The following is a 20,457-nucleotide window of genomic DNA, read 5'->3' on the forward strand; positions in this document are numbered from 1 at the left end:
CCCGGGGGTGTATATGCTTATATCCGTCAATCAATAGTTTTACTGCCTTTTACTGCCTGATCAGGCGTCCTTTCCAGGTGAATGAAAAGCTTGTTTATGGATGGGCAGATAAGCTTCCAGAACAGAAAAAGCCGTGGTCAGAAGAGGCAGTTCCGGGGCTCCGGCAGGATCGGCGGGTTTTTGGGGACATGGGATAAGGACACAGACAATTGGGAGGTTGATCTGTGTAGGACAATTCATGGATCAGCTGTAAAGTCGGGGGATGGAATTCTTTGGCTTACGTTAGCGGTCGTCTATTCACCGCCATACTTCCGTTATTTTCCCGCGAGACACTGTCTTTTTCCCATGGATTCGCTTTGGCCTAAAGCGATCTTTACAACAGAGAAATTTCTTAGTCACCGTCATTTTCAGGACTGGTGGAGGAGGGCAGTCCTGAAAAGGGCGGTGCGTTTTTTTTATTGTTGATAGGATTAAAAAGAGGAAGAATGAGATAGGAAATGTGGAATGATACAATTGAAAAATGGGCGACGACAGTCAAACGTAGCAATGCGGTTGCTGTCGTATGCCTATTTGTGCCCTGCGCGCGCGGCAATGAATGAATCAGCGCGCGCGGAAGTGAACGTGTCCTGGCGCGCGCAGCGGCCAAAGGATCGTAGCGCACGACGGGTATATTAACCCGCCCCGGGAAGGCATTGAACCCCCGAACTTACTAAGCCTTTTGCGGCATATCAACCTCTGAACCCCTGGAATCTCTGAAACCTCTGAAACCTCTGAAACCTCTGGAACCCCTGAAACTTCAGAATCCTAAGAAACCTCTGAAACCTATACCCCCAACACTCCCAGCAAGCAACTTATCTGCGTGACAGTCTGACCCTGCCATCTTTCCCGATCTGTAATTTGTCTTCTGCCTGCATAAATTCGATCACCTTCCAGGCTTTCTCTTTTCTGAAATCCTGCAGATGTTCAAGGAGGGCTTTTACTTCGACAGGATCTTCCTGTATAAAATTCAGAATGCGCTGATGGATGGTGGAGAATTCTTCACTGGTAAGGGAGGCTCTTTTCCGCTTTAAACAATTATCACAGATGCCGCATTCTTTGATCTCCCTGTCACCAAAATAAACCCCGATCAGCTTACTTCTGCATTCACTTTCTTCCTGCACATAAGACATCATCTTCCTGATCCTTTTCTCCATTGTTTCTTTTCTCGCCTGGTATTGCTGTTGATTGACCGTGACGGTTTCTGTTCTGACCCTGTTACGCAGAAAATAGATCTGGGGAGTATCTTTTCTTTCGGAGTAAATGATAATCCCGGCGGCATCAAGCTGTTTCAGTTGCCGTTTTACTTCTTCCTGATCCATGTTCAAAAGTTGGGCGAGCAGCAATTCAGAAATAAAACAGGTGTAGTCGAAGATCCCTTCATAGGTGCGTAACAAAGCTTTGATCGTCAGATCCAGTGCGGGATGCGATTCTTCAAATTCATAGAGATAGCTTTTGGTTACATTGAACTGAACGGTGGACGGAAGAAACACCTGTTCATTTACAGAAAGCCATCCCTCCTGTTCAAGCGTTTTTAACGCATACAGGGATGTAAAACTGTCATGCTTGAATTTACGGCTGAAGTCGGCCAGATCAAAATCATAATAATTACCCAATCCTGTTCCTGCTTCCAGTTGCAGGTAATTCGCCACACTCTGATACACCTGCCTGATCTCTTCAATAGTTGGAAAACGGCGAGAGGTGAGCTCCTGTAATTCCTCAAGATCCTTTGGGGAATACAGCAGGACGGCAAAGGCCGGTTTTCCATCGCGACCGGCTCTTCCGGCTTCCTGGTAGTAGTTTTCAAGGCAGTCGGGAATATCCGCATGGATCACGGTGCGAACATCTGGTTTGTCGATCCCCATGCCGAATGCGTTTGTGCAGACGATGACGCGAATGGTGTTTTTGATCCAGCCCTCCTGTTTACGGCTGCGTTCTTCCTGTGATAGTCCCGCATGGTAATAATCGCTGGAGATGCCCTGCAATTGTAGCAGATCGCTGATCTCCTGCGTGCGCTTCCTGCTTTTGCAATAAACAATGCTGGTGCCCTGTATTTTACTTAGAATTTCAATAGCCTTATTGATCTTTGAATCTACTTCAAATACACTGTAGGAAAGGTTTGGTCGTTCGAATGATTGTCTGAATACAGCTGGTTTTTTCAGCTGGAGTTTGTCGATTATATCCTGTTGAACATCCGGTGTAGCCGATGCGGTGAGTGCAAGTATGGGAATCTCGCGCAGTTCTTCCCGCAACGCCGCGATCCGGAGATACGATGGTCTGAAATCATATCCCCATTGTGATACGCAGTGTGCTTCGTCAACGGCAACAAGGTTGATATTCATCCCGGGCAGGTACTCTTTGAACAGGGATGTTTCCAACCGTTCAGGCGATACGTATAGAAACTTGCAGTTGCTTGCTGTTACAAGCTCCAGTGTATTGATCACTTCCTTTCGCTTCATGCCGGAATAGATCGCAAATGCCGTGATGCCGCGCCGGCGCAGGCTTTCCACCTGGTCTTTCATCAGGGCGATCAAGGGAGATACGACGAGGCAGGCGCCATCCATTGCCATTGCCGGCACCTGGTAGCAAAGCGATTTGCCTCCACCGGTGGGCATCAGCGCAAGTGAATCCTTTCCATCCAACACAGCCTGCATGATCTCCTGCTGCAACGGGCGGAACTGATCGTATCCCCAATATTCTTTAAGTATTTCGTGAAGACTCATTATTTCGGCCTGAAAGTTCCCGCAGCTGTTACGCAGATGCCGGCGCAGATACGCATGTATGGGTGAACCGGATGAAATTTACTGCATGTCTGTTCCTGATCAGCGTTTACCAGCGGAAACCTGCGATGTTTGAATTTATGCTGGTTTCAATACAAGGGTTGATCGGATAAAGCTAAATATTGTACCGATAAACGAAATGTTGTTTTTCCCCGGTCAGACGGTTTTGTCACCGTTATTCTACCTTCTTTACATACAGTCTTCCGGAGTTAATGGCCAGCACCACATCACTCAGTCCCATTACCAGAGCGGCAAACCCGGGTTTCAGCAACCCAAGTGCGGCGATTGGAATGGCGATCACGTTATAGGCGAACGCCCAGAACAGGTTTTGTTTGATCGTTGTGTAAGTGTGTTTGCCAAGGCCCAGCGCCATGGGGAGTTTTTTCAGACCGTGATTCATTAGTACTACCTGTGCCGTTTGCATCGCCATCTGTGAAGCGTCGCTCATGGAAATGCCGACGGTTGCTTTTGCGAGTGCGGGGGCATCATTGATCCCATCTCCGACCATCGCGGTTGGAACGGCGGCGCTTTTCTCTGTAATGATCTGCAGTTTTTGCGCTGGTGTTTGCTCCGCGATCACTTCTTCAATACCCAGTTCCTTTGCAAGTTCTTCTGCTTTTGCTTTTCTATCACCACTCAGTAAGATCGTTTTGATCCCTTTTGCCTGCAGGTAAGCGATAATGGGTTTTGCTTCAGGTCTTATTTCATCTTTGACATCAAGCCAACCGATCAGCTGATCATTTTTGATGATATAGATATTATGTGAATCCTCTTTTGTAAGAGCGGCAGCTGCTTTGTAAGAAGCTGCCTGATACAGGTTGCCATCGCGATCTGCTGCCTGCATGCCCAATCCTTTGATCTCATCGATCGTTTTGAACCTGATCTCATTCTTCATCTTCCATTCGCTGGTTACGCTTTTCGCGATCGGGTGATTGGAATATTTCTCCAGCGAATAAACGATGCGTTTGAATTCCTCTTCTGAGATACTCTCCTCCAGTATCTTGAAATTGCTGATGATAAATTTGCCGGTCGTCAGTGTTCCTGTTTTATCAAATACTACCTGCCGGATGTTTTTGAACAGTTCGAGGCTGGTAGCGTTGCGGTAAAGGATACCGTTTCTGGCACCGCGACCAACTCCAACGGCAATAGCGGCAGGTGTGGCCAGTCCCATCGCACAGGGGCAGGCGATCACCAGTACCGCGATGGCTCTCATGAGGGAAGGTGTGAATTCTCCGAGAACGATCCAGTTAACGATCAGGGTGATGGCAGCGAGGCTCAATACGACCGGAACAAAGATGGCGCTGATCTTATCGGCCAGCTGCTGTACGGGTGGCTTTTCCCCCTGTGCTTCTTTTACGAGATTGACAATGCCGGCCAGTACGGTGTCTTTTCCGGCTGCTGTTACCTGAGCTTTAACGGATCCGTTTTCGATGATCGATCCACCGATCAGGCTGTCTTTACTTATTTTATGTAGGGGAACGCTTTCGCCGGTGATGATGGCTTCATTCACGTCGGCTTCTCCCCATAATATTTTACAGTCGGCCGGAACCTGCTCACCTGTACGGATCAGGATCAGGTCGCCGGAATGAAGCTGATCACTTTCGATAGGGAAAATATGTTCTTCATGCTGATCATCATATGTGAGCATGTTTGCCATTACCTTTTGGTTAACGGCAAGCTTTTTCAGGGCGCGTTGAGTGGAGGCGATGGAGGCATCCTCGAGATAATTGCCCAGAAACACTAATGTAATGATCGTTGCCGTGGTTTCGTAGAACATGTAATCCTGTGCCTGGCCGGTCAATGTGCCATAAAGGCTATATACAAATGAAGCGGCAGCGCCGATGGCAACGAGTACATTCATGTTAGGATAGCCGTTCCGCAGGCTTTTCCAGGCGCTTTTTCCGAAGAATAGCATACCGGCAATGAATACCGGCAGGGAAAGGCCCAGTTGAACCCAGGGGTTCATCAGCCAGTGCAAATGCAATCCGGGTATCATGTGTAACCAAAGAATGGCAGTAAAGGGGAGGCAGAACCAGAATCGTTGAAGATGGGTGGATAGAAAACCGTGACCGGAATTCTCTTCGTGTTCATGCCCATGTCCGGCATGAGCGCCGTGTCCATCGGCGGCCACTTTATAGCCGAGATCATTGATGCCTTTGCTTAATCCGGCCGTTTTATGCTGATCATCGAGATTGAAACTTACGTCACCGGTGGCAAAGTTGACGCGTACGTCCTTCATGCCTTCTTTTTCCAGGTATTTCCGGATAGTGAGGGCGCAGCTGGAGCAATCCATTCCATCTACTTTCCATTGAATCTTTTCCATAAGTCGAATTGTTCTTATAACAAAAAATGGTGTTTGCTTGTTCTGCAAATTTAGAACGCCGGGGGTAAGTAAGCTTGTAATATATTGGCAACAAGGTTGCTATTCGTTTACATTTGCGTTATGGAGTTTATTTATTCGCTGGAAACCATTGCCGAAATTGCAACACAGTTTTGGAAATCGTTTGACGGCGTCGGAGTATTTGCGCTTCATGGTGAGATGGGTGCGGGAAAAACGACGCTTGTTCATGCGCTCTGTGAGGCTAAAAAAGTGAAGGACGTTGTAGGCAGCCCGACCTTCTCGATCATCAATGAATATGCCTTTGAAACTGCAGGTACGGGCACGGGCAAGATCTTCCATATCGATCTTTACCGTTTGCGGGATGAGGAAGAGGCGATCCGTGCGGGGGTGGAGGACTGTCTTTACAGCGATCATATCAGCCTGGTCGAATGGCCTGAAAGGGCGCCAGGTATTTTCCCGGAGAATACGGTGCACGTATATATCAGTGTGGTCGATTCGGTGACGCGCCGTATGAGGATCGTTGACCTATCCGCTGTCCGTTGACCGTTGTCCGTTGACAGGATTCACGGGACGAAAACGCTGAATTACGGCATTTCTTCGGTATACTAAACCCAACGATTCTAAAAAGACTTTAGCGATTGGACGTCCGGACAACGGACAACGGTGAACGGACAACGGATAACGGCTCCGTTCCTCTCCCGGAAAATTTGTTAACTAAAGCATCTTTTCCTTCCGCTCATAATCAACAGGAATTAAGTATTTTTGAAGCCGGCCTTAAATGGCAATAACCAACCCTTCATGAGCCAGCAAAAACCCCGGATAAGTACTTCCTTCAGCTACGAAACCCTAGAAGAAACGCTTGACATCAAGCCGAAAGCGGAAGGAATGATGATTGGCATCCCCAAAGAGATCGCTTTCCAGGAAAACAGGATAGCCCTTACGCCGGATGCGGTGAGCGTACTCGTTAGCAATGGCCACCAGGTGGTGATCGAGCACAATGCGGGCGACGCTTCCCATTATCGCGATAAAGATTACAGCGAAGCGGGTGCAAGGATCGTTTACGACCGGGCTGAGGTCTTTAAAGCACCGATCCTCGTAAAAAGCGCACCGATCATTGAAGAAGATCTTCCGTTGATACAGCAAAGCCAGGTGATCATTTCTCCTATCCATCTTTCGGTTCTGAAGGCGGAGATCCTTGAGTCGATGATGGAAAAAAGAGTTACGGCTATTTCATTTGAAAATCTGAAAGACGACAGTGATTCATATCCCATCGTACGAAGCATGAGTGAGATTGCGGGTAGTGCGGTAATGCTGATCGCGGCACAGTACCTGAGTTCTGCTAACCACGGAAAAGGGGTTCTTCTCGGCGGGATCTCGGGTATCGCTCCTACAAAGGTGATCATTATAGGTGCCGGTATAGTTGGTGAGTATGCCGCAAGGGCTGCCCTGGCACTTGGTGCGTCTGTAAAAGTGTTTGACAATAGTGTTTACCGCTTGAAGCGACTGCAGAATAATATCGGGCATCGTTTATGGACCTCCGTGATCGAGCCACGGATGCTGGCCAAACAGTTGAAGACCTGTGAAGTGGCTGTTGGTGCGCTCGGTTCCGAAACCGGCCGTACGCCAATGGTCGTGACAGAAGAGATGGTGAGCAATATGCGTCCCGGTTCGGTGGTGATCGATGTCAGCATCGATCGTGGCGGCTGTTTTGAAACCTCAGAAATTACCAGTCATGAACACCCGATTTTCATGAAATACGGGGTGATCCATTACTGTGTTCCGAACATTCCTTCAGGATTTGCGAGAACGGCTTCTCATGCTATCAGTAATGTCCTGATGCCGTTATTGCTTGAGGCCGGTGAGGAAGGCGGTTTTGAGAACCTGGTATGGCACCGCGTTCATTTGAGAAGCGGGATATATATGTTTAAGGGTGCGCTCACAAACTTCTATCTCAGCGAACGTTTTGATCTTAAATATACGGATCTGAACCTGCTGATAGCGAGTCAGCGATAGGTAGCAACGCATCTTCGATCGGTGTAGGGGAACGCGGCGGACGCAACGATACGCGGCGGGGCGAAATACAATGTTTTCCCTGAGGCAACCTCGTAACGCTCGTCTGAGGTTCGTCTTCAGTGGTCGATTCTCCCTTTTTTCGTACATTCGCGACAATGAAAAAATGGATTACCACATATCTTTTGTTTGTTGTATTCATTCTTTTCTCGCTGTCCGGGATGGCGAATCGCAGGTCGGCGAAAGATGCTGTTAAGAAAAGCTTAACAGCCTGCGATCTAAAAGTCAGATCCCTTTATTTTAAGATAAGTTCCGATACAGCGTATCCTGGCAGCAACTGTCCGGATGAGATCTGTTCTTCCGTTTATAATATTCATTGTGCCTGCTGCTCGCAGGTGATCCCCTTACAGGCAGGAGAATATGTGCCGGTTATTGATTTCCCTGAGGAATCAGAAACTATCGCGGTACCCGATGCTCAGGTGCCTAACGGATATCTTCTGCATCTTTTTCCGTCTCATTATTTCTGGTAGGTCGTTTTATTCAGGACAGCTCTTCCGGCAAGGAAGATGGAGTATGCGATCCGATACTCAACAATACTGATGGGATTAATGTTTTTTGTTAAAGCGTAAATCACGACGATGATCCATTTACCACATTTGATATCAGATCTTGGACTTATACTAGGCGCGGCTGCAGTTATTACGATAATTTTTAAGTGGTTGAAACAACCATTGGTATTGGGTTATCTCATTGCCGGTTTTTTGGTAGGCCCGCATTTTTCGATCTTCCCGACCGTTGTTGAAACGGAGAATATCAAAGTGTGGGCAGAGATCGGGGTGATCTTTTTGTTATTCAGTCTTGGGCTGGAATTCAGTTTTAAAAAACTCTTGAAAGTAGGTACGCCGGCATCTGTAACGGCGGTGGTGGAAGTAGTATTCATGCTGATGATCGGCTATGTGGCGGGGTCATTGATGGGATGGTCGAGAATGGATAGTATCTTTCTCGGTGGTGTACTGAGTATCTCCTCTACAACTATTATCATCCGCGCATTTGAAGAACTTGGAGTGAAAGGTCACAAATTCGCGAGCCTGGTTTTTGGGATCCTTATTGTGGAGGATCTGGTGGCGATCGTTCTGCTTGTATTATTATCCACGCTTGCCGTAAGTGCACAGTTTGCGGGTATGGATATGCTGATGTCTGTAGCCAAACTCGTTTTCTTCCTCGTGCTTTGGTTTGTCTCGGGCATATTTTTCCTTCCAACATTCTTACGGAAGACGAAGAAATTCATGAATGATGAAATGTTGCTGATCACATCTCTGTCACTTTGTATCCTGATGGTTTGGCTGGCAACGATCGTAGGTTTTTCTCCCGCCCTCGGCGCCTTTATCATGGGTTCTATCCTGGCGGAAACGGTGTATGCTGAGAAAATTGAACATCTTATTAAGTCGGTGAAAGACCTTTTCGGTGCGGTCTTCTTCATATCTGTGGGGATGCTCTTTGATCCACAGATGCTGGCTAAATACGCCGTTCCTGTTGTATTGATCACCGTGGTGACGATCATTGGAAAGGCGCTTAGTACAACTGCAGGTGCGTTGATCTCTGGCCAGCCGCTGAAATCTTCCGTACAGGCAGGGATGAGTTTGTCGCAGATCGGCGAGTTCTCCTTTATTATTGCGACACTTGGTCTGACGTTGAAAGTAACCAGCGATTTTCTTTACCCCATTGCAGTTGCCGTATCTGCGATCACGACCTTCACGACGCCATATATGATCAAGATGTCTGAGCGATTATATGAATGGCTACAGAAAAAATTGCCCGCGTCATGGACAACAGCCATCCACCGCTACAGCAGCCGGTCCCAGTCGATCTCCAACAGTACTGAATGGCAGGTCTATGTACGTTCAGGGATGGTGAATACAATACTTGTTTCGGTGATCACCACCGCGATCGTAATGCTTTCTTCGCATTATTTGCTTCCGTTCACCCGGACGAGGCTGGGAGACAATACCTGGACAACGGTTATCGGAGCTATCTGTACTCTTGCTTTCATGGCTCCCTTTCTCTGGTCGCTTGCGATAAAACAGCATCGTAAGGATCTTGTACAAAAATTTGTCAGTCAGAATAAATACCGGACGGGTATGCTGCTGTTGCAATTGTTCAGGACAGCCATTGCGATCTTCCTGATCGGTTTCTTGCTGGATCGTTTCTTTTCGCCGCAGGTGGCCTTTATTGTCACGATCGGAATGTTATCATTGCTGATCGTTCTAAGCAAGCGTATTCAATACCTGTACAGCCGGATCCGCGAAAGATTTTTGGCAAACTATAATGAACGGGAAGAAAAGAAGGCCAAGCAGGATCTTCTGGCGCCCTGGGATGCGCACATGGCGGAGTTTGTACTCACAGCCGATATGCCTGGCGTTGGCAAAAGCTTGCTGGAACTCGGGTGGAGGGAGAAATATGGGATAAACGTCGCCATTATTGAAAGGGGGAATACCATTATCAATACACCAAAGAGAAGTCAGCTTGTATTTCCAGGTGATGTATTGTTTATTATAGGAACGGATGATCAGATCGTCCAGTTCCGTACAGACATGGAATCTGCGCGATTGCTGATCGTTGAAAAGAAACCTGTGGAAGTGGTGCTTGAGCATTTCACCGTTACAGAAAACTCTGTTTTTGCCAATAAGAATATCCGCGAGGGTGAGATCAGGGAAAAAATACATGGCATTGTGGTGGGTATCGAAAACGAACAGGGGCGTGTCGTTAACCCAGATTCGTCTTATGTGATCAGGTCTGGTGATACGGTTTGGGTAGTGGGAGATAAATTGAGATTGCTTTCCCTGCAGAAGTCAAAACAGCTCGTATAGGCCTTGATTTGCGTGGCGTAAGTTTTCCGCCGATTCCGCAGATCAATACCCGGATACGCCGATAATTCATCGCGTGGTGATATTATCTGCGTATCTGCGTTTCTTTTATCTGCGGAATCTGCGGGAGGCTTACGCCAGGCAGAGTAGAAACAAGCATCCGGCCAATGGGCGATTTAGCTCCAAACTGAGTACTTCCCGCGGAACTTTTTTTGAACTTTTCTGAAAATTACACTCACACATCCAACGCCCACCGTTGTCTTAAATGCGCCTTTAAATGAATCAGTTGCAATCATAAATCACCACATCTCCAATCATTTTACAAAAAAATAATTCGTTAACGCTTAATTAAACGTTTGTTTAAAACTAAACATCTGTTTAACTTGCGTCCGATTTCAAACACTAATTATGTCAGCATATAATGAAAAGCAGGTACAGATCATGGAGGCAGCTGAAAAGCTCTTCGCTGATAAGGGTTTTGAAGGAACGTCTGTCAGGGATATTGCCGAAGGCGCCGGAGTCAACCTTGCCATGATCTCTTATTATTTCGGGTCCAAAGAAAAGCTCATGGAAGCGATGTTTGATCATCGCGCCAGCTCATCCATTTTGCAGCTGGAAGAAATGGTCAATGACAAGACCCTGTCTCCCATTCAGAAGGTAGAAAAACTGATCGATCGGTATATAGAGAAGCTGTTGAGTCAGCAATGTTTCCACCGCATCATGGTGAGGGAGCAGATGGTAAATAATAACGGGTTCATCGCAGAGCAGATTCAGCAGATCAAAAGAAAGAACCAGGGACTGATCAAAGAGCTGATCGCACAGGGGCAACGGAGCGGTGAGTTCAGAAAGAATGTGGATGTGTCTCTTTTTATGATCACACTCGTTGGTACCATCAGCCAGATGGTCACTACACAGCATATCTACCGGGAAATGAATAATCTCCAGTCAATGGCGGAAGACGATTTCCAGAAACATATCCGTAAGAAACTAAGTCAACATCTGAAAGGAATATTTAAAGCAACATTAATGTATGAACAATAGACTAAAACTTCTGCTTGGTGCCGTGTTGTTGATGGCCATTTCAGGCTTGCAGGCGCAGGAGAAAAGATCTCTCGCAATGAATGAAGCGATTGGCCTGAGTGTAAAAAACAGTCATCAGCTCAAGAACAGCCAGGCAAAGATCGAAGAAGCAACAGCCGCACTGAAAGAAGCGGTAGATAAAAGATTGCCCGATGCTCATGTATCAGGTTCTTATCTCTGGCTGAACAGCCCGAATATCAATATGAAAAGTGCTGACAACGGCGGTGGTACCGGTGGCGGCAATGACGAAGTGCCAAAGGTGAACCAACTGATGTACGGAATGGCAAACGTGTCCATGCCGGTTTACCAGGGAGGAAGGATCCGTTATGGTATTGAGTCGTCAAGATTGCTTGCCGAAGCTGCAAAGCTTGATGCAGATATCGAAAAGGATGAAGTGATTCAGAATACGATCGAAGCTTATATCAATTTATACAAAGCCGGTGCGGCTGTGAAGCTCGTGAAAGAGAGCCTTGCACAATCACAGCAGCGTGTGAAAGAATTTTCTGACCTGGAGAAGAATGGTCTGCTGGCAAGAAACGACCTGTTGAAGGCGCAATTGCAAGCGTCCAACAAAGAACTTTCCCTGGTTGATGCACAGAACAATCAGCAACTCGCAAATGTGAACATGAACCTGTTGCTTGGTTTGCCTGAGCAGACACAGTTGGAGTTGGATACGACACTGGTTGATCAGGCATCGGCGCTTGACCCGCTGGATAACTATGTTCAATCAGCTTTAACGCATCGTAAGGAGATCTCCTCTATTGATCTGAAAAAGAAGTCTGCAGAAACGAATGTGAAGTCGAGCAGATCTGATCTCTATCCAAGCCTGAATGTTCAGGCAGGTTATGTCGCTGCAAACATACCAAACCTGCTTACGGTGACCAATGCGGTGAATGTTGGTGTGGGTGTTTCTTACAGCGTCAGTTCTTTATGGAAGAATAAGGCTAAAGTGCAGCAAAGCGAAGCGAGAGTGAAGCAATTTGCAGCAAACGAAGCAATGCTTGGTGACCAGGTTCGGTTGGAAGTGAATAAGAACTATCTCGATGTACTAAGCAATGAAAAGAAGATCGAGGTATATAAAAAAGCGATCGAGCAGGCGGAAGAGAACTATCGTATCACAAAGAATAAATACAATAACAGTCTTGCCACAACGACTGATCTTTTAGATGCGGACGTTGCCCAACTGGAAGCGAGAGTCAACTATGTGTTTGCAAAAGCAGATGCTATTGTAAAATACAACGATCTTTTAAAAGCAGCCGGCATGCTTGAGAATGCTGGAAACAAATAATTAAGAAAGAAAGAATCAATTTATTGATATGGAAACAACAGCTCAAAACTCAACTCCTAAAAAGCGTAACCTGGTATTCCCGATCGTACTGGCGGTACTGGTGATCGGTGGCGGATACTTTGGTATCTCCAGCTATATTCATGGCCAACACCATGAAGACACAGAAGATGCGCAGATCAGCGGTGATATAAGTCCGGTGATCCCCCGTGTGGCCGGATATGTGGCAGATGTACGTGTAAAAGATAACCAGCAGGTGAAGAAAGGCGATACATTGCTGATCCTTGATAACCGTGACTATGCGGTGAAAGTATCACAGGCAGAAGCAGCGTTGCAGATCGCGAAATCAAACCGCGGAAGCGCGCAGGCAACAACATCTGCTGCGGAAGCTGGTATTGCTACGGCCAGGGCGTCTGTAGGAACGATCGATGCTCAGATCGAAGCAGCAAAAGTAAACCTGTGGAGAGCTTCCCAGGATTATGACCGCTATGCAAACCTGATCAAAGATCATTCAGTCACTCAACAGCAATTCGAACAGGCGGAAGCGGCAAAGCAAAGTGCGGAACGGCAGCTTGGTGTATTAACTGAGCAAAGAAAACAGGCCGCTCAGCAAACAAATGCAGTAGCTGTTCAGAGTGTAGCAACCGCTTCTCAGATCAGCGTAGCCGAAGCAACCATCCATCAGCGTGAAGTGGATGTGGATGCGGCAAAGCTGAATCTTTCTTATACTGTCATCACTGCTCCACAGGATGGACTGGTATCAAAGATAAACGTTCAACCCGGTCAATATGTACAGGGCGGACAGGCATTGTTCAGTATCGTACATGGAGATGCATTATGGGTAGTCGCCAACTTCAAAGAAACGCAACTGAATAAAATGAGTGTCGGCCAGAAAGTGGTGGTGAAAGTAGATGCCTATCCCGGTCATGAGTTCAACGCGACACTAACATCTTTTTCCCCTGCAACGGGTGCGACATTCGCATTGTTGCCTCCCGACAATGCAAGCGGAAATTTTGTGAAGGTTGTACAGCGCGTCCCAGTGAAGATCGAATTTACAGATAAGAATGATCCACTGGTGAAGAAGCTCCGCCCGGGGATGAACGTGGAAGTGGATGTACATCTGGATTGAGCGAAGTTTAAAAGTATAAATTTTTTAAAGTTTAAGGTTCTTGCGGCAAAGGATTTAATAAGAAAGGATCAGCTAGACTACCAGGCCGAAGAATGATTATCGCTGTGAGAGCCTTACAACTTTATATGTGTGAAAGAGGAGTGGGAGGACGGTTTAAAAGTTTAAATGTTTAATAGTTTAAGGTTCTTACAGTTCGGATTTAATAAAGGAAAGGATCAGCGATACTACCAAACCGAAGAGATTTTTATTGCTGGAAGAACTTTTAAACTATTAAACATTTAAACTTTAATCCATCTCTTTCTCTTGTTTTTTCGAAAAATCGAAAACATGCAACAGGAATCATTAATTGAATACGGATCGAGGCGGGTGATCATAACGTTGACTGCAATCGTGTGTGCCTTATTGGAGATAGTGGACACCACCATCGTGAACGTGGCGTTGAATGACATGAAGGGAAACCTTGGTGCAACTACCAGCGAAGTGGGATGGGTGATAACGGCATACGCGATCGGTAACGTGATCATCATTCCATTGACAAGCTGGCTGTCACAGCAGTTTGGGCGAAGGAATTATTTTGCCGCGTCTATTATATTATTTACCATTTGTTCTTTTCTGTGTGGTAACGCAACAACGATCAATGAACTGATCATCTTCCGCTTTTTGCAAGGCGTTGGTGGTGGAGCATTGCTGGTTACTTCGCAAACGATCATCACTGAAAGTTATCCTCCTGAAAAGAGAAGTATGGCACAGGCGATCTATGGCCTGGGTGTGATCGTAGGTCCGACATTAGGGCCACCCCTGGGAGGCTATATCATTGATACATTTGAAAGCTGGCCATTGATCTTTTACATCAATATCCCGCTCGGGGTTATTGCAACTTTGCTGACTTTGCAATATGTGAGAAGTCCTAAGTATGGCGAAAAGAAAGCTGCAAGTGAAATTGATTGGTTGGGTATCGGATTACTTGCTTTATTTGTAGGGTCTCTTCAGCTTGTACTGGAAAAGGGGCAGGATGAAGATTGGTTCAGTAGTCCCATGATTTCTTTGTTCACCGCACTGGCGGTGCTGGGAGGTTTTTTCTTCATTTGGAGGGAATGGACAGCCAAAAATCCCGTAGTGCAGCTCAGGGTATTGAAAAATAGTAACCTGAGAGTAGGTACCGTACTGTCTTTTATTATGGGCTTTGGTTTATATGGCTCAACGTTCATTATTCCACTTTATACTCAGGCGACTCTTGGGTGGACAGCCACACAGGCGGGCGTTCTGATGGTCCCTGCTGCATTGATGACGGCGTTTATGATGCCTGTGATTGCACAGCTCATGCAAAGAGGTGTTCCGCAGCAATTCCTTGTTGCCGCGGGCATGCTGGTATTTTTCTTCTTCTGCTACTGGGGATTTAAGATCATCACACCGGATACAGCCAAGGCTAACTTTTTCTGGATGCTGATGATGCGTGGTATAGGAATGGGGTTATTGTTTATCCCGATCACCGCACTTTCACTAAGCGGTTTGAAAGGGAAGCAGATTGGAGAAGGTGCGGCATTTACCGGTATGATGCGGCAATTAGGCGGTTCTTTTGGTATCGCTGCGATCACGACATTTATGGCCAGACAGACCATGCAGCACCGTGCAGACCTTGTGTCTCACATTGATGTAACAAACCCTGCGGATCTTACACGCGTGGCAGCCATGCAGCAAAATTTCATGGCGCATGGTTTACCCCCAAACCTGGCAGAGCAGTTTGCATATAAGGCATTGGATGGTGGTGTAATGAAACAGGCAATGGTGCTTTCTTATATGGATGTATTCTGGTATATCGGTGTGATGTTCCTGCTCTGTGTACCATTTGTGATGCTGGTAAGAAGTAATAAGAAAAAAGGTGAGAAGCTCGATCTGAGCAATGCACACTAAATACAATCCGGAAAGTCAGGATCACTCCTATGGGAGACAATGGTTGATCGGCAAATTCATGTGGTCCTGCTTTCCGGGTTTTATCGTCTGGCGTATAGGGAACGCAACGGACGCGGTGAACCGCGGCGAGCGCGGCGAAATACAATAGTTCTCCGTGGCTGTTTTCGCCGCGTTCGCTGCGGTTCGCCGCGTTCGCCGCGTTACTTATACGCCAGTGTATCTGCAGAAAATATCCACCCTGCTCTTTCCCATCCCATTTTGCTGTATTTTGTACAGACCAAAACACCTTATGCAGCAAGTCAACTCAGCAGAGATCTGCCAGACCTGCGGTGCCGGCCGCACCAGCAAGTTCTGCCCCAATTGCGGAGAAAAGAAGCCGTCACCCGAGGATATGCGCCTGAAAAAGTACCTGCTTCAGGGCCTCGACGCTTTCACTCACTTTGAAGGGAAATTCTTCAAATCATTCAAATATCTTCTTTTCCAACCCGGAAAACTGACGGCGGATTATGTTGCGGGCAGACGCGTTAAGCTGATGAAGCCATTACAGCTTTATGTGATCGTTGGCATAGCCTTTTTCTTTCTTTTTAAAAGCTGGGATATATTCTTTGTGCGTCTTCAGTATGCAATATTAGGGAACTATGATGCTGAAACAGGAACTACCATTGCGTTCAAGCCTGGTGAACTGAAAGGACTCTCATTGGCGTTACGTAATTATGCGGAAACGAAGGCTACGGCAAAAGGAATAAGCCTGCTTGAGTTTGTTGTGAAGGTTGACGAGCATCAGCCGGCGCTGGCAAAGCTGCTGGCGTTCCTGATGATCCCGCTTATGTCAGTCTTCATTTATATTACGGGCTTCAAACAGGAGAAACGATACGTTCCTCATCTTGTTCACGCAACGCATCTTTTCACTTTTCTTTTGGCGGTCGTTACAGTGTGGTTGTGTGTATATCAGTTGCTGGAGAAATGGTTTCACTGGAAGTTCGATGCAAACATTGCCTTCATTCCCCCCAATCTTTTATTTATCGTGTATGCGTTCTTATCGTTCAGGAAGGTGCTGCCGTTGAGATCAGTGTTGTTGCAGATTCTTCGTACACTGGTTTTGATAGCGGGACTGATCGTGATCATTCCTTTGTACCGGGAGATTATTTTGTGGATATCTGTGACGGTGGAGTAAATCCGTTCGATTGGCGGGAGGCCCACTCTAAATCTCCCCCTTCACGGGAGACTTTGCACAATCATTATAAGTGGAGCTATCCTTTCGTATCGTATAGGCTATGTTAATTTCAAAAAGAGATATCTATTGAGGCGGCGTAATGTCTCCCCTGAAGGAGGAGATTTAGAGGGGGCCTCCCGCCAGTTCACAAAGATGTTTCTGAATTGACAACTATCCCGGCCGGCGACAAAGACTGGATTTATTTATAATCCATTATATTAATGATCTCTTCGCAGAATCCATATTCCGTTTTATCATTACTGCAAACGATGACCAGTCTGTTCCTGCCATACTGTTCTATCAATGAATTATAGAGATCGATCCCGGTGAGATCAAGATTGGTGCAGGGTTCGTCCAGCAGCACAAGTGAAGTGTCAGAGAAAATACATTGCGCCAGCTTCACTCTTTGCTTCATGCCGGAAGAATAATAACGGATCTGTTTATCCGCCGCAGCCTTTAATCCGACAAGTTCAATCGCTGAAGCAGTTGTAACGCCAGGTAGAAAAGATTTAAAAGACTGGTGAAAATCCAGGAATTCGGTCACCGTCATTTCTTCCACTACTTCGAGGTAGGGAGCGCAAATTGAAACCTGCTGAAAGACTTTTTCGGGATCGATAGATTTTCCGCCGGAGGACCAGTCGCATTTCCCTTCATTAAAATGCATGGAGCCGCTTAGTACCTGCAATAATGTGGACTTACCCGAGCCGTTTGCCCCGGTGATGGCGTATGAATGGCCTTGAATAAACTGGTAGCTGAAATGGCGGAAGATCCATTCCCTGTTGAACCGTTTTCCGGTATCAGATAGGGAGATCGTCATCGCTGCTGCCTTTGGTGAAGCGTTTGATGATACCGCGTCCGCTTTCACGGATAAACGTCAGGATTTCATCCCGCTCGTCCGTTGCAGGCATTTCTTCTTCGATATATTCAACCGCCTGGCTGGTATTCATGCCTTTGTTATAAAGAACACGATAGATATCCAGGATCTGGTTAATGGTATCAACGCTGAAACCACGGCGCTTCAAACCGATCGAGTTCACACCCGAATAGCTTAAAGGATTGCGGCCGGCTTTGATAAAGGGAGGTACATCTTTGCCAACGAGTGAGCCGCCACCAACGAATGCATGCGCACCGATCTTTACGAACTGGTGCACCGCGCACATGCCGGCGAGGATCGCCCAGTCACCGATCACCACGTGACCAGCTACCTGGGTATTATTGCTCATGATACAGTTATCGCCCACAATACAATCGTGCGCCAGGTGACAATAAGCCTGGATCAGGCAGTTCTTGCCGATCACGGTCTTGTCCCTGTCCTTGGTACCGCGGTTAACGGTCACAAATTCACGGATCGTTGTGCCATCACCGATGATAACCTGGGAATATTCTCCCTGGAATTTCAGGTCCTGGGGAATGGCGGCAATCACCGCACCCGGGAAGATCCGGCAGTTTTTTCCGATCCGGGCGCCTTCCATGATCGTAACGTTGGAACCAATCCAGGTGCCATCGCCGATCTCAACGTCCTGATGTATAACAGTGAAGGGGTCAATCTTCACATTCGTCGCCAATTTCGCATTGGGATGAATATAAGTATGGGGATGGATCATGAGTCGTATTACAAAAAAGCCACGTTTGTTAGTAAACGTGACAGGCAAAGTTAGCTTTTACAGCCCAAAACCGAATTTTTTTTCGTGAAGTTGACCAAAACCCGGTTTTACAGGAAACCTTCTTGCTGGTTCCTGCGTTTACATGTAAATTTGCGTTGTTCGTAGCATTCGTGGTCTAAGACTACGATAGCGTTGAAACTACGAATAACGTTTGCGTTCTATTATGTGGGTTGCGGAGTCTCTGACTACGCATCCGATCATGCATCAAACAGATTACGATTAGAAGCCATATTGAACCAAACACCAATATTATGCACCAGGCTCCCGATATATGGACTTTGGCTTACAAGCAAGCCCCGATGCAGGAACAGATGTCTCTTATTCATGAAAAAGAGCAGCAGGTTCCCGGGTCTGTTCAATATACCATCAAGCGTTTCAAACGGAATGAGCAATGGAATATGGAAGACACCGGAATGATGGTGTATCATTACGAAAAAGAAAAGAGCCGCGAAAGCTTCCTGGAGCTTAAATTCTGTATCAGCGGGAATGTTTATTGCCGTCAGAAGGATACTGAGTGCGACAAATGCAAACTCAATACATCTAAAGACTGTCTTTCAAAAGAAGAAAGCGTGGATCTGCTGAGCTTTAAGTTCACTCCCGCCCAGCTTTCCCAGTTTGTAAAACCCCGTGCTGCCAATGATAATGTGATCAGTGATGAGGTGATGGCGTTCAAACGGTCTTCTTCTTTTACAAAAATTCTTCCTCTTTGCGGCAAGTCGCGAATGGTATTGGAAGCGATGCTGAACAATACCTATGCGGGTTCCCTGGAAAATATCTTCGTCAACGCACAGATCCAGATGTTGCTTTTGCATAGCCTGGATTGTATGGTGGGCGAAAAAGAGATCGATACGATCAGCTGTAAATTCCTGGCGAATGAAGCTGACCGGGACAAGATCGTGAAAGCAAGGGAGGTCCTCATTCAACATATTGGTGAGCCCATCACCATTAAAGAACTCAGCCGTAAGGTGGCCATGAATGAATGCTATCTGAAAAAGGGGTTCAAGGAAATGTTCGGTACTACCATCTTTGATTTCTATCAGAGTCAGCGAATGGAACACGCGAAATATCTTTTGTATGAAAAAGGATTGAGTGTGACGGAGGTTTCTTTATTATTGGGATATTCTTCTATTTCCCATTTTTCCACTGCATTTAAGAAACATACAGGGTTGAAGCCTTGCGAGTTATTGTTGCGCTAATTTTCGATTGGCGTAATCAGTATCGCAAAGGACGCTAAGTAACCGCAATGAACGCCAAGTATCTTTACGTTCCTGGCTGTTACTTAGCGTCCTTTGCGATACTTGCATGCCAGTTAGCATAAAGAAATCCCGGATATCATCAGACACCCGGGATCAATTATAGTAAAGTACATTATATATTAATGCCCGCCTTTACCGCCGCCCTTATTCGGTCCGCGGTAATTCATAATATCCCGGTCAAACAGATACAAGCCGCTCTTATCGTCTCCGATCAGTTCCAGCTTATCGTTCAATACCCTGGCTGTTCTTTCTTCTTCGATCTGCTCATTTACATACCACTGCAAAAAGTTATGCGTTGCATAATCTTTCTCCTGTAAGGATAAATGTACGAGATCATTTATGCTGTTACTAACCTGCAATTCATGTTTCAGGAATTCTTCAAACACCCTGCGCAGTGACTGAAACGTGATCATTGGCTGTGGCAAAGGAGGAATAGTTGCAAACCCGCCCCGCTCATTGATAAACCGGATCAGCTTCAACTCGTGCACTCTTTCCTCGTCTGATTGCTTATAAAAGAACTCTGTAACACCTTCAAGGCCCGGTTGTATCTCGGCCCAGGAAGCCATGGCCAGGTATGCCTGGGATGATTCGGCCTCCATTTGAACTTGCTTATTTAACGCTTCCTGAATGGCTTTGGATAACATAGCTGTTTGATTTAGAATAGCAAGATACACATTTTGGGGATTTAGCAATCGTTGGCCGTTGTCTGTTGACCGTTGACGGTTGCCGGAGAGAAAGATGGCAAACACATTATCCTGGTTTTACCCGTCAGCGGATGCACTGGCCCGGACCAGGTGTGAGAACGAATGCTTAACCGGGGAACTATGGTCATGGGTAAACGGACAACGGACAACGATTGTCAAATCCTCCTTTTTCCTTACTTTCAAC

At 46.6% G+C, this 20,457-nt stretch carries 16 protein-coding genes; 10 read left to right on the forward strand and 6 right to left on the reverse strand.

The genetic code is table 11. The annotated features are described in order from the left end of the window. Positions 1-391: 391 nt before the first annotated feature. The 3 genes from LZZ85_RS09725 to LZZ85_RS09735 form a co-directional block, all read right to left on the reverse strand. Complete coding sequence (locus LZZ85_RS09725) at positions 392-661, reverse strand: hypothetical protein (protein WP_237871093.1); 270 nt, start codon at positions 659-661, stop codon at positions 392-394. Between the two features lie 190 nt (positions 662-851). Next, positions 852-2,759 (reverse strand): RecQ family ATP-dependent DNA helicase, encoded by a 1,908-nt coding sequence (locus LZZ85_RS09730; RefSeq protein WP_237871095.1) that lies wholly within the window; start codon positions 2,757-2,759, stop codon positions 852-854. Between the two features lie 232 nt (positions 2,760-2,991). After that, positions 2,992-5,139: a heavy metal translocating P-type ATPase gene (locus LZZ85_RS09735; protein ID WP_237871097.1), complete on the reverse strand. Its 2,148-nt coding sequence runs from the start codon at positions 5,137-5,139 to the stop codon at positions 2,992-2,994. A gap of 120 nt (positions 5,140-5,259) precedes the next feature. Between LZZ85_RS09735 and tsaE the strand changes: the two genes are divergently transcribed. The 9 genes from tsaE to LZZ85_RS09780 all read left to right on the forward strand — a co-directional run bounded on the left by tsaE (position 5,260) and on the right by LZZ85_RS09780 (position 16,610). After that, a complete protein-coding gene (gene tsaE, locus LZZ85_RS09740; RefSeq protein WP_237871099.1) occupies positions 5,260-5,700 on the forward strand; it encodes a tRNA (adenosine(37)-N6)-threonylcarbamoyltransferase complex ATPase subunit type 1 TsaE in 441 nt (146 codons plus the stop codon). 255 nt (positions 5,701-5,955) lie between these two features. Further along, on the forward strand, positions 5,956-7,170 hold the full coding sequence (locus LZZ85_RS09745) for an alanine dehydrogenase (RefSeq protein ID WP_237871101.1): 1,215 nt from the start codon (positions 5,956-5,958) through the stop codon (positions 7,168-7,170). A gap of 155 nt (positions 7,171-7,325) precedes the next feature. Next, on the forward strand, positions 7,326-7,697 hold the full coding sequence (locus LZZ85_RS09750) for a hypothetical protein (protein ID WP_237871103.1): 372 nt from the start codon (positions 7,326-7,328) through the stop codon (positions 7,695-7,697). Between the two features lie 108 nt (positions 7,698-7,805). Beyond that, a complete protein-coding gene (locus LZZ85_RS09755; RefSeq protein ID WP_255724047.1) occupies positions 7,806-10,034 on the forward strand; it encodes a monovalent cation:proton antiporter family protein in 2,229 nt (742 codons plus the stop codon). Positions 10,035-10,439: 405 nt separating this feature from the next. Next, entirely contained in the window at positions 10,440-11,072 is a 633-nt protein-coding gene (locus LZZ85_RS09760) for a TetR family transcriptional regulator (RefSeq protein WP_237871107.1), read from the forward strand. Next, the gene (locus tag LZZ85_RS09765; protein WP_237871109.1) at positions 11,062-12,399 is read left to right on the forward strand and encodes a TolC family protein; all 1,338 of its coding nucleotides are present in this window, start codon (positions 11,062-11,064) and stop codon (positions 12,397-12,399) included. Before LZZ85_RS09760 ends, LZZ85_RS09765 begins: the two co-directional genes overlap by 11 nt. Before the next feature lie 28 nt (positions 12,400-12,427). Then, a complete protein-coding gene (locus LZZ85_RS09770) occupies positions 12,428-13,525 on the forward strand; it encodes an HlyD family secretion protein (RefSeq protein WP_237871110.1) in 1,098 nt (365 codons plus the stop codon). 327 nt (positions 13,526-13,852) lie between these two features. Continuing rightward, positions 13,853-15,436 carry a DHA2 family efflux MFS transporter permease subunit gene (locus LZZ85_RS09775; protein ID WP_237871112.1) on the forward strand — a complete coding sequence of 528 codons (1,584 nt, stop codon included), beginning with the start codon at positions 13,853-13,855 and terminating at the stop codon, positions 15,434-15,436. Positions 15,437-15,725: 289 nt separating this feature from the next. Then, positions 15,726-16,610, forward strand: coding sequence for a DUF3667 domain-containing protein (locus tag LZZ85_RS09780; protein ID WP_237871114.1), 885 nt, complete (start codon positions 15,726-15,728; stop codon positions 16,608-16,610). A gap of 238 nt (positions 16,611-16,848) precedes the next feature. Here the strand turns inward: LZZ85_RS09780 and LZZ85_RS09785 are convergent, their stop codons facing one another. Continuing rightward, positions 16,849-17,466, reverse strand: coding sequence for an ABC transporter ATP-binding protein (locus tag LZZ85_RS09785; protein WP_237871116.1), 618 nt, complete (start codon positions 17,464-17,466; stop codon positions 16,849-16,851). Next, entirely contained in the window at positions 17,447-18,253 is an 807-nt protein-coding gene (lpxA, locus tag LZZ85_RS09790) for an acyl-ACP--UDP-N-acetylglucosamine O-acyltransferase (RefSeq protein WP_237871117.1), read from the reverse strand. The genes LZZ85_RS09785 and lpxA overlap by 20 nt, the downstream gene beginning before the upstream one ends. 311 nt (positions 18,254-18,564) lie before the next feature. Here lpxA and LZZ85_RS09795 point away from each other — a divergent pair, with 311 nt between their 5' ends. Further along, on the forward strand, positions 18,565-19,509 hold the full coding sequence (locus LZZ85_RS09795) for a helix-turn-helix domain-containing protein (RefSeq protein ID WP_237871119.1): 945 nt from the start codon (positions 18,565-18,567) through the stop codon (positions 19,507-19,509). A 179-nt stretch (positions 19,510-19,688) separates the two neighbouring features. Here the strand turns inward: LZZ85_RS09795 and LZZ85_RS09800 are convergent, their stop codons facing one another. Further along, the gene (locus tag LZZ85_RS09800) at positions 19,689-20,213 is read right to left on the reverse strand and encodes a ferritin (protein ID WP_237871121.1); all 525 of its coding nucleotides are present in this window, start codon (positions 20,211-20,213) and stop codon (positions 19,689-19,691) included. Between the last annotated feature and the right edge of the window lie 244 nt (positions 20,214-20,457).

It is taken from the genome of Terrimonas ginsenosidimutans, from assembly GCF_022012415.1.
GTDB lineage: Bacteria > Bacteroidota > Bacteroidia > Chitinophagales > Chitinophagaceae > Terrimonas_A > Terrimonas_A ginsenosidimutans.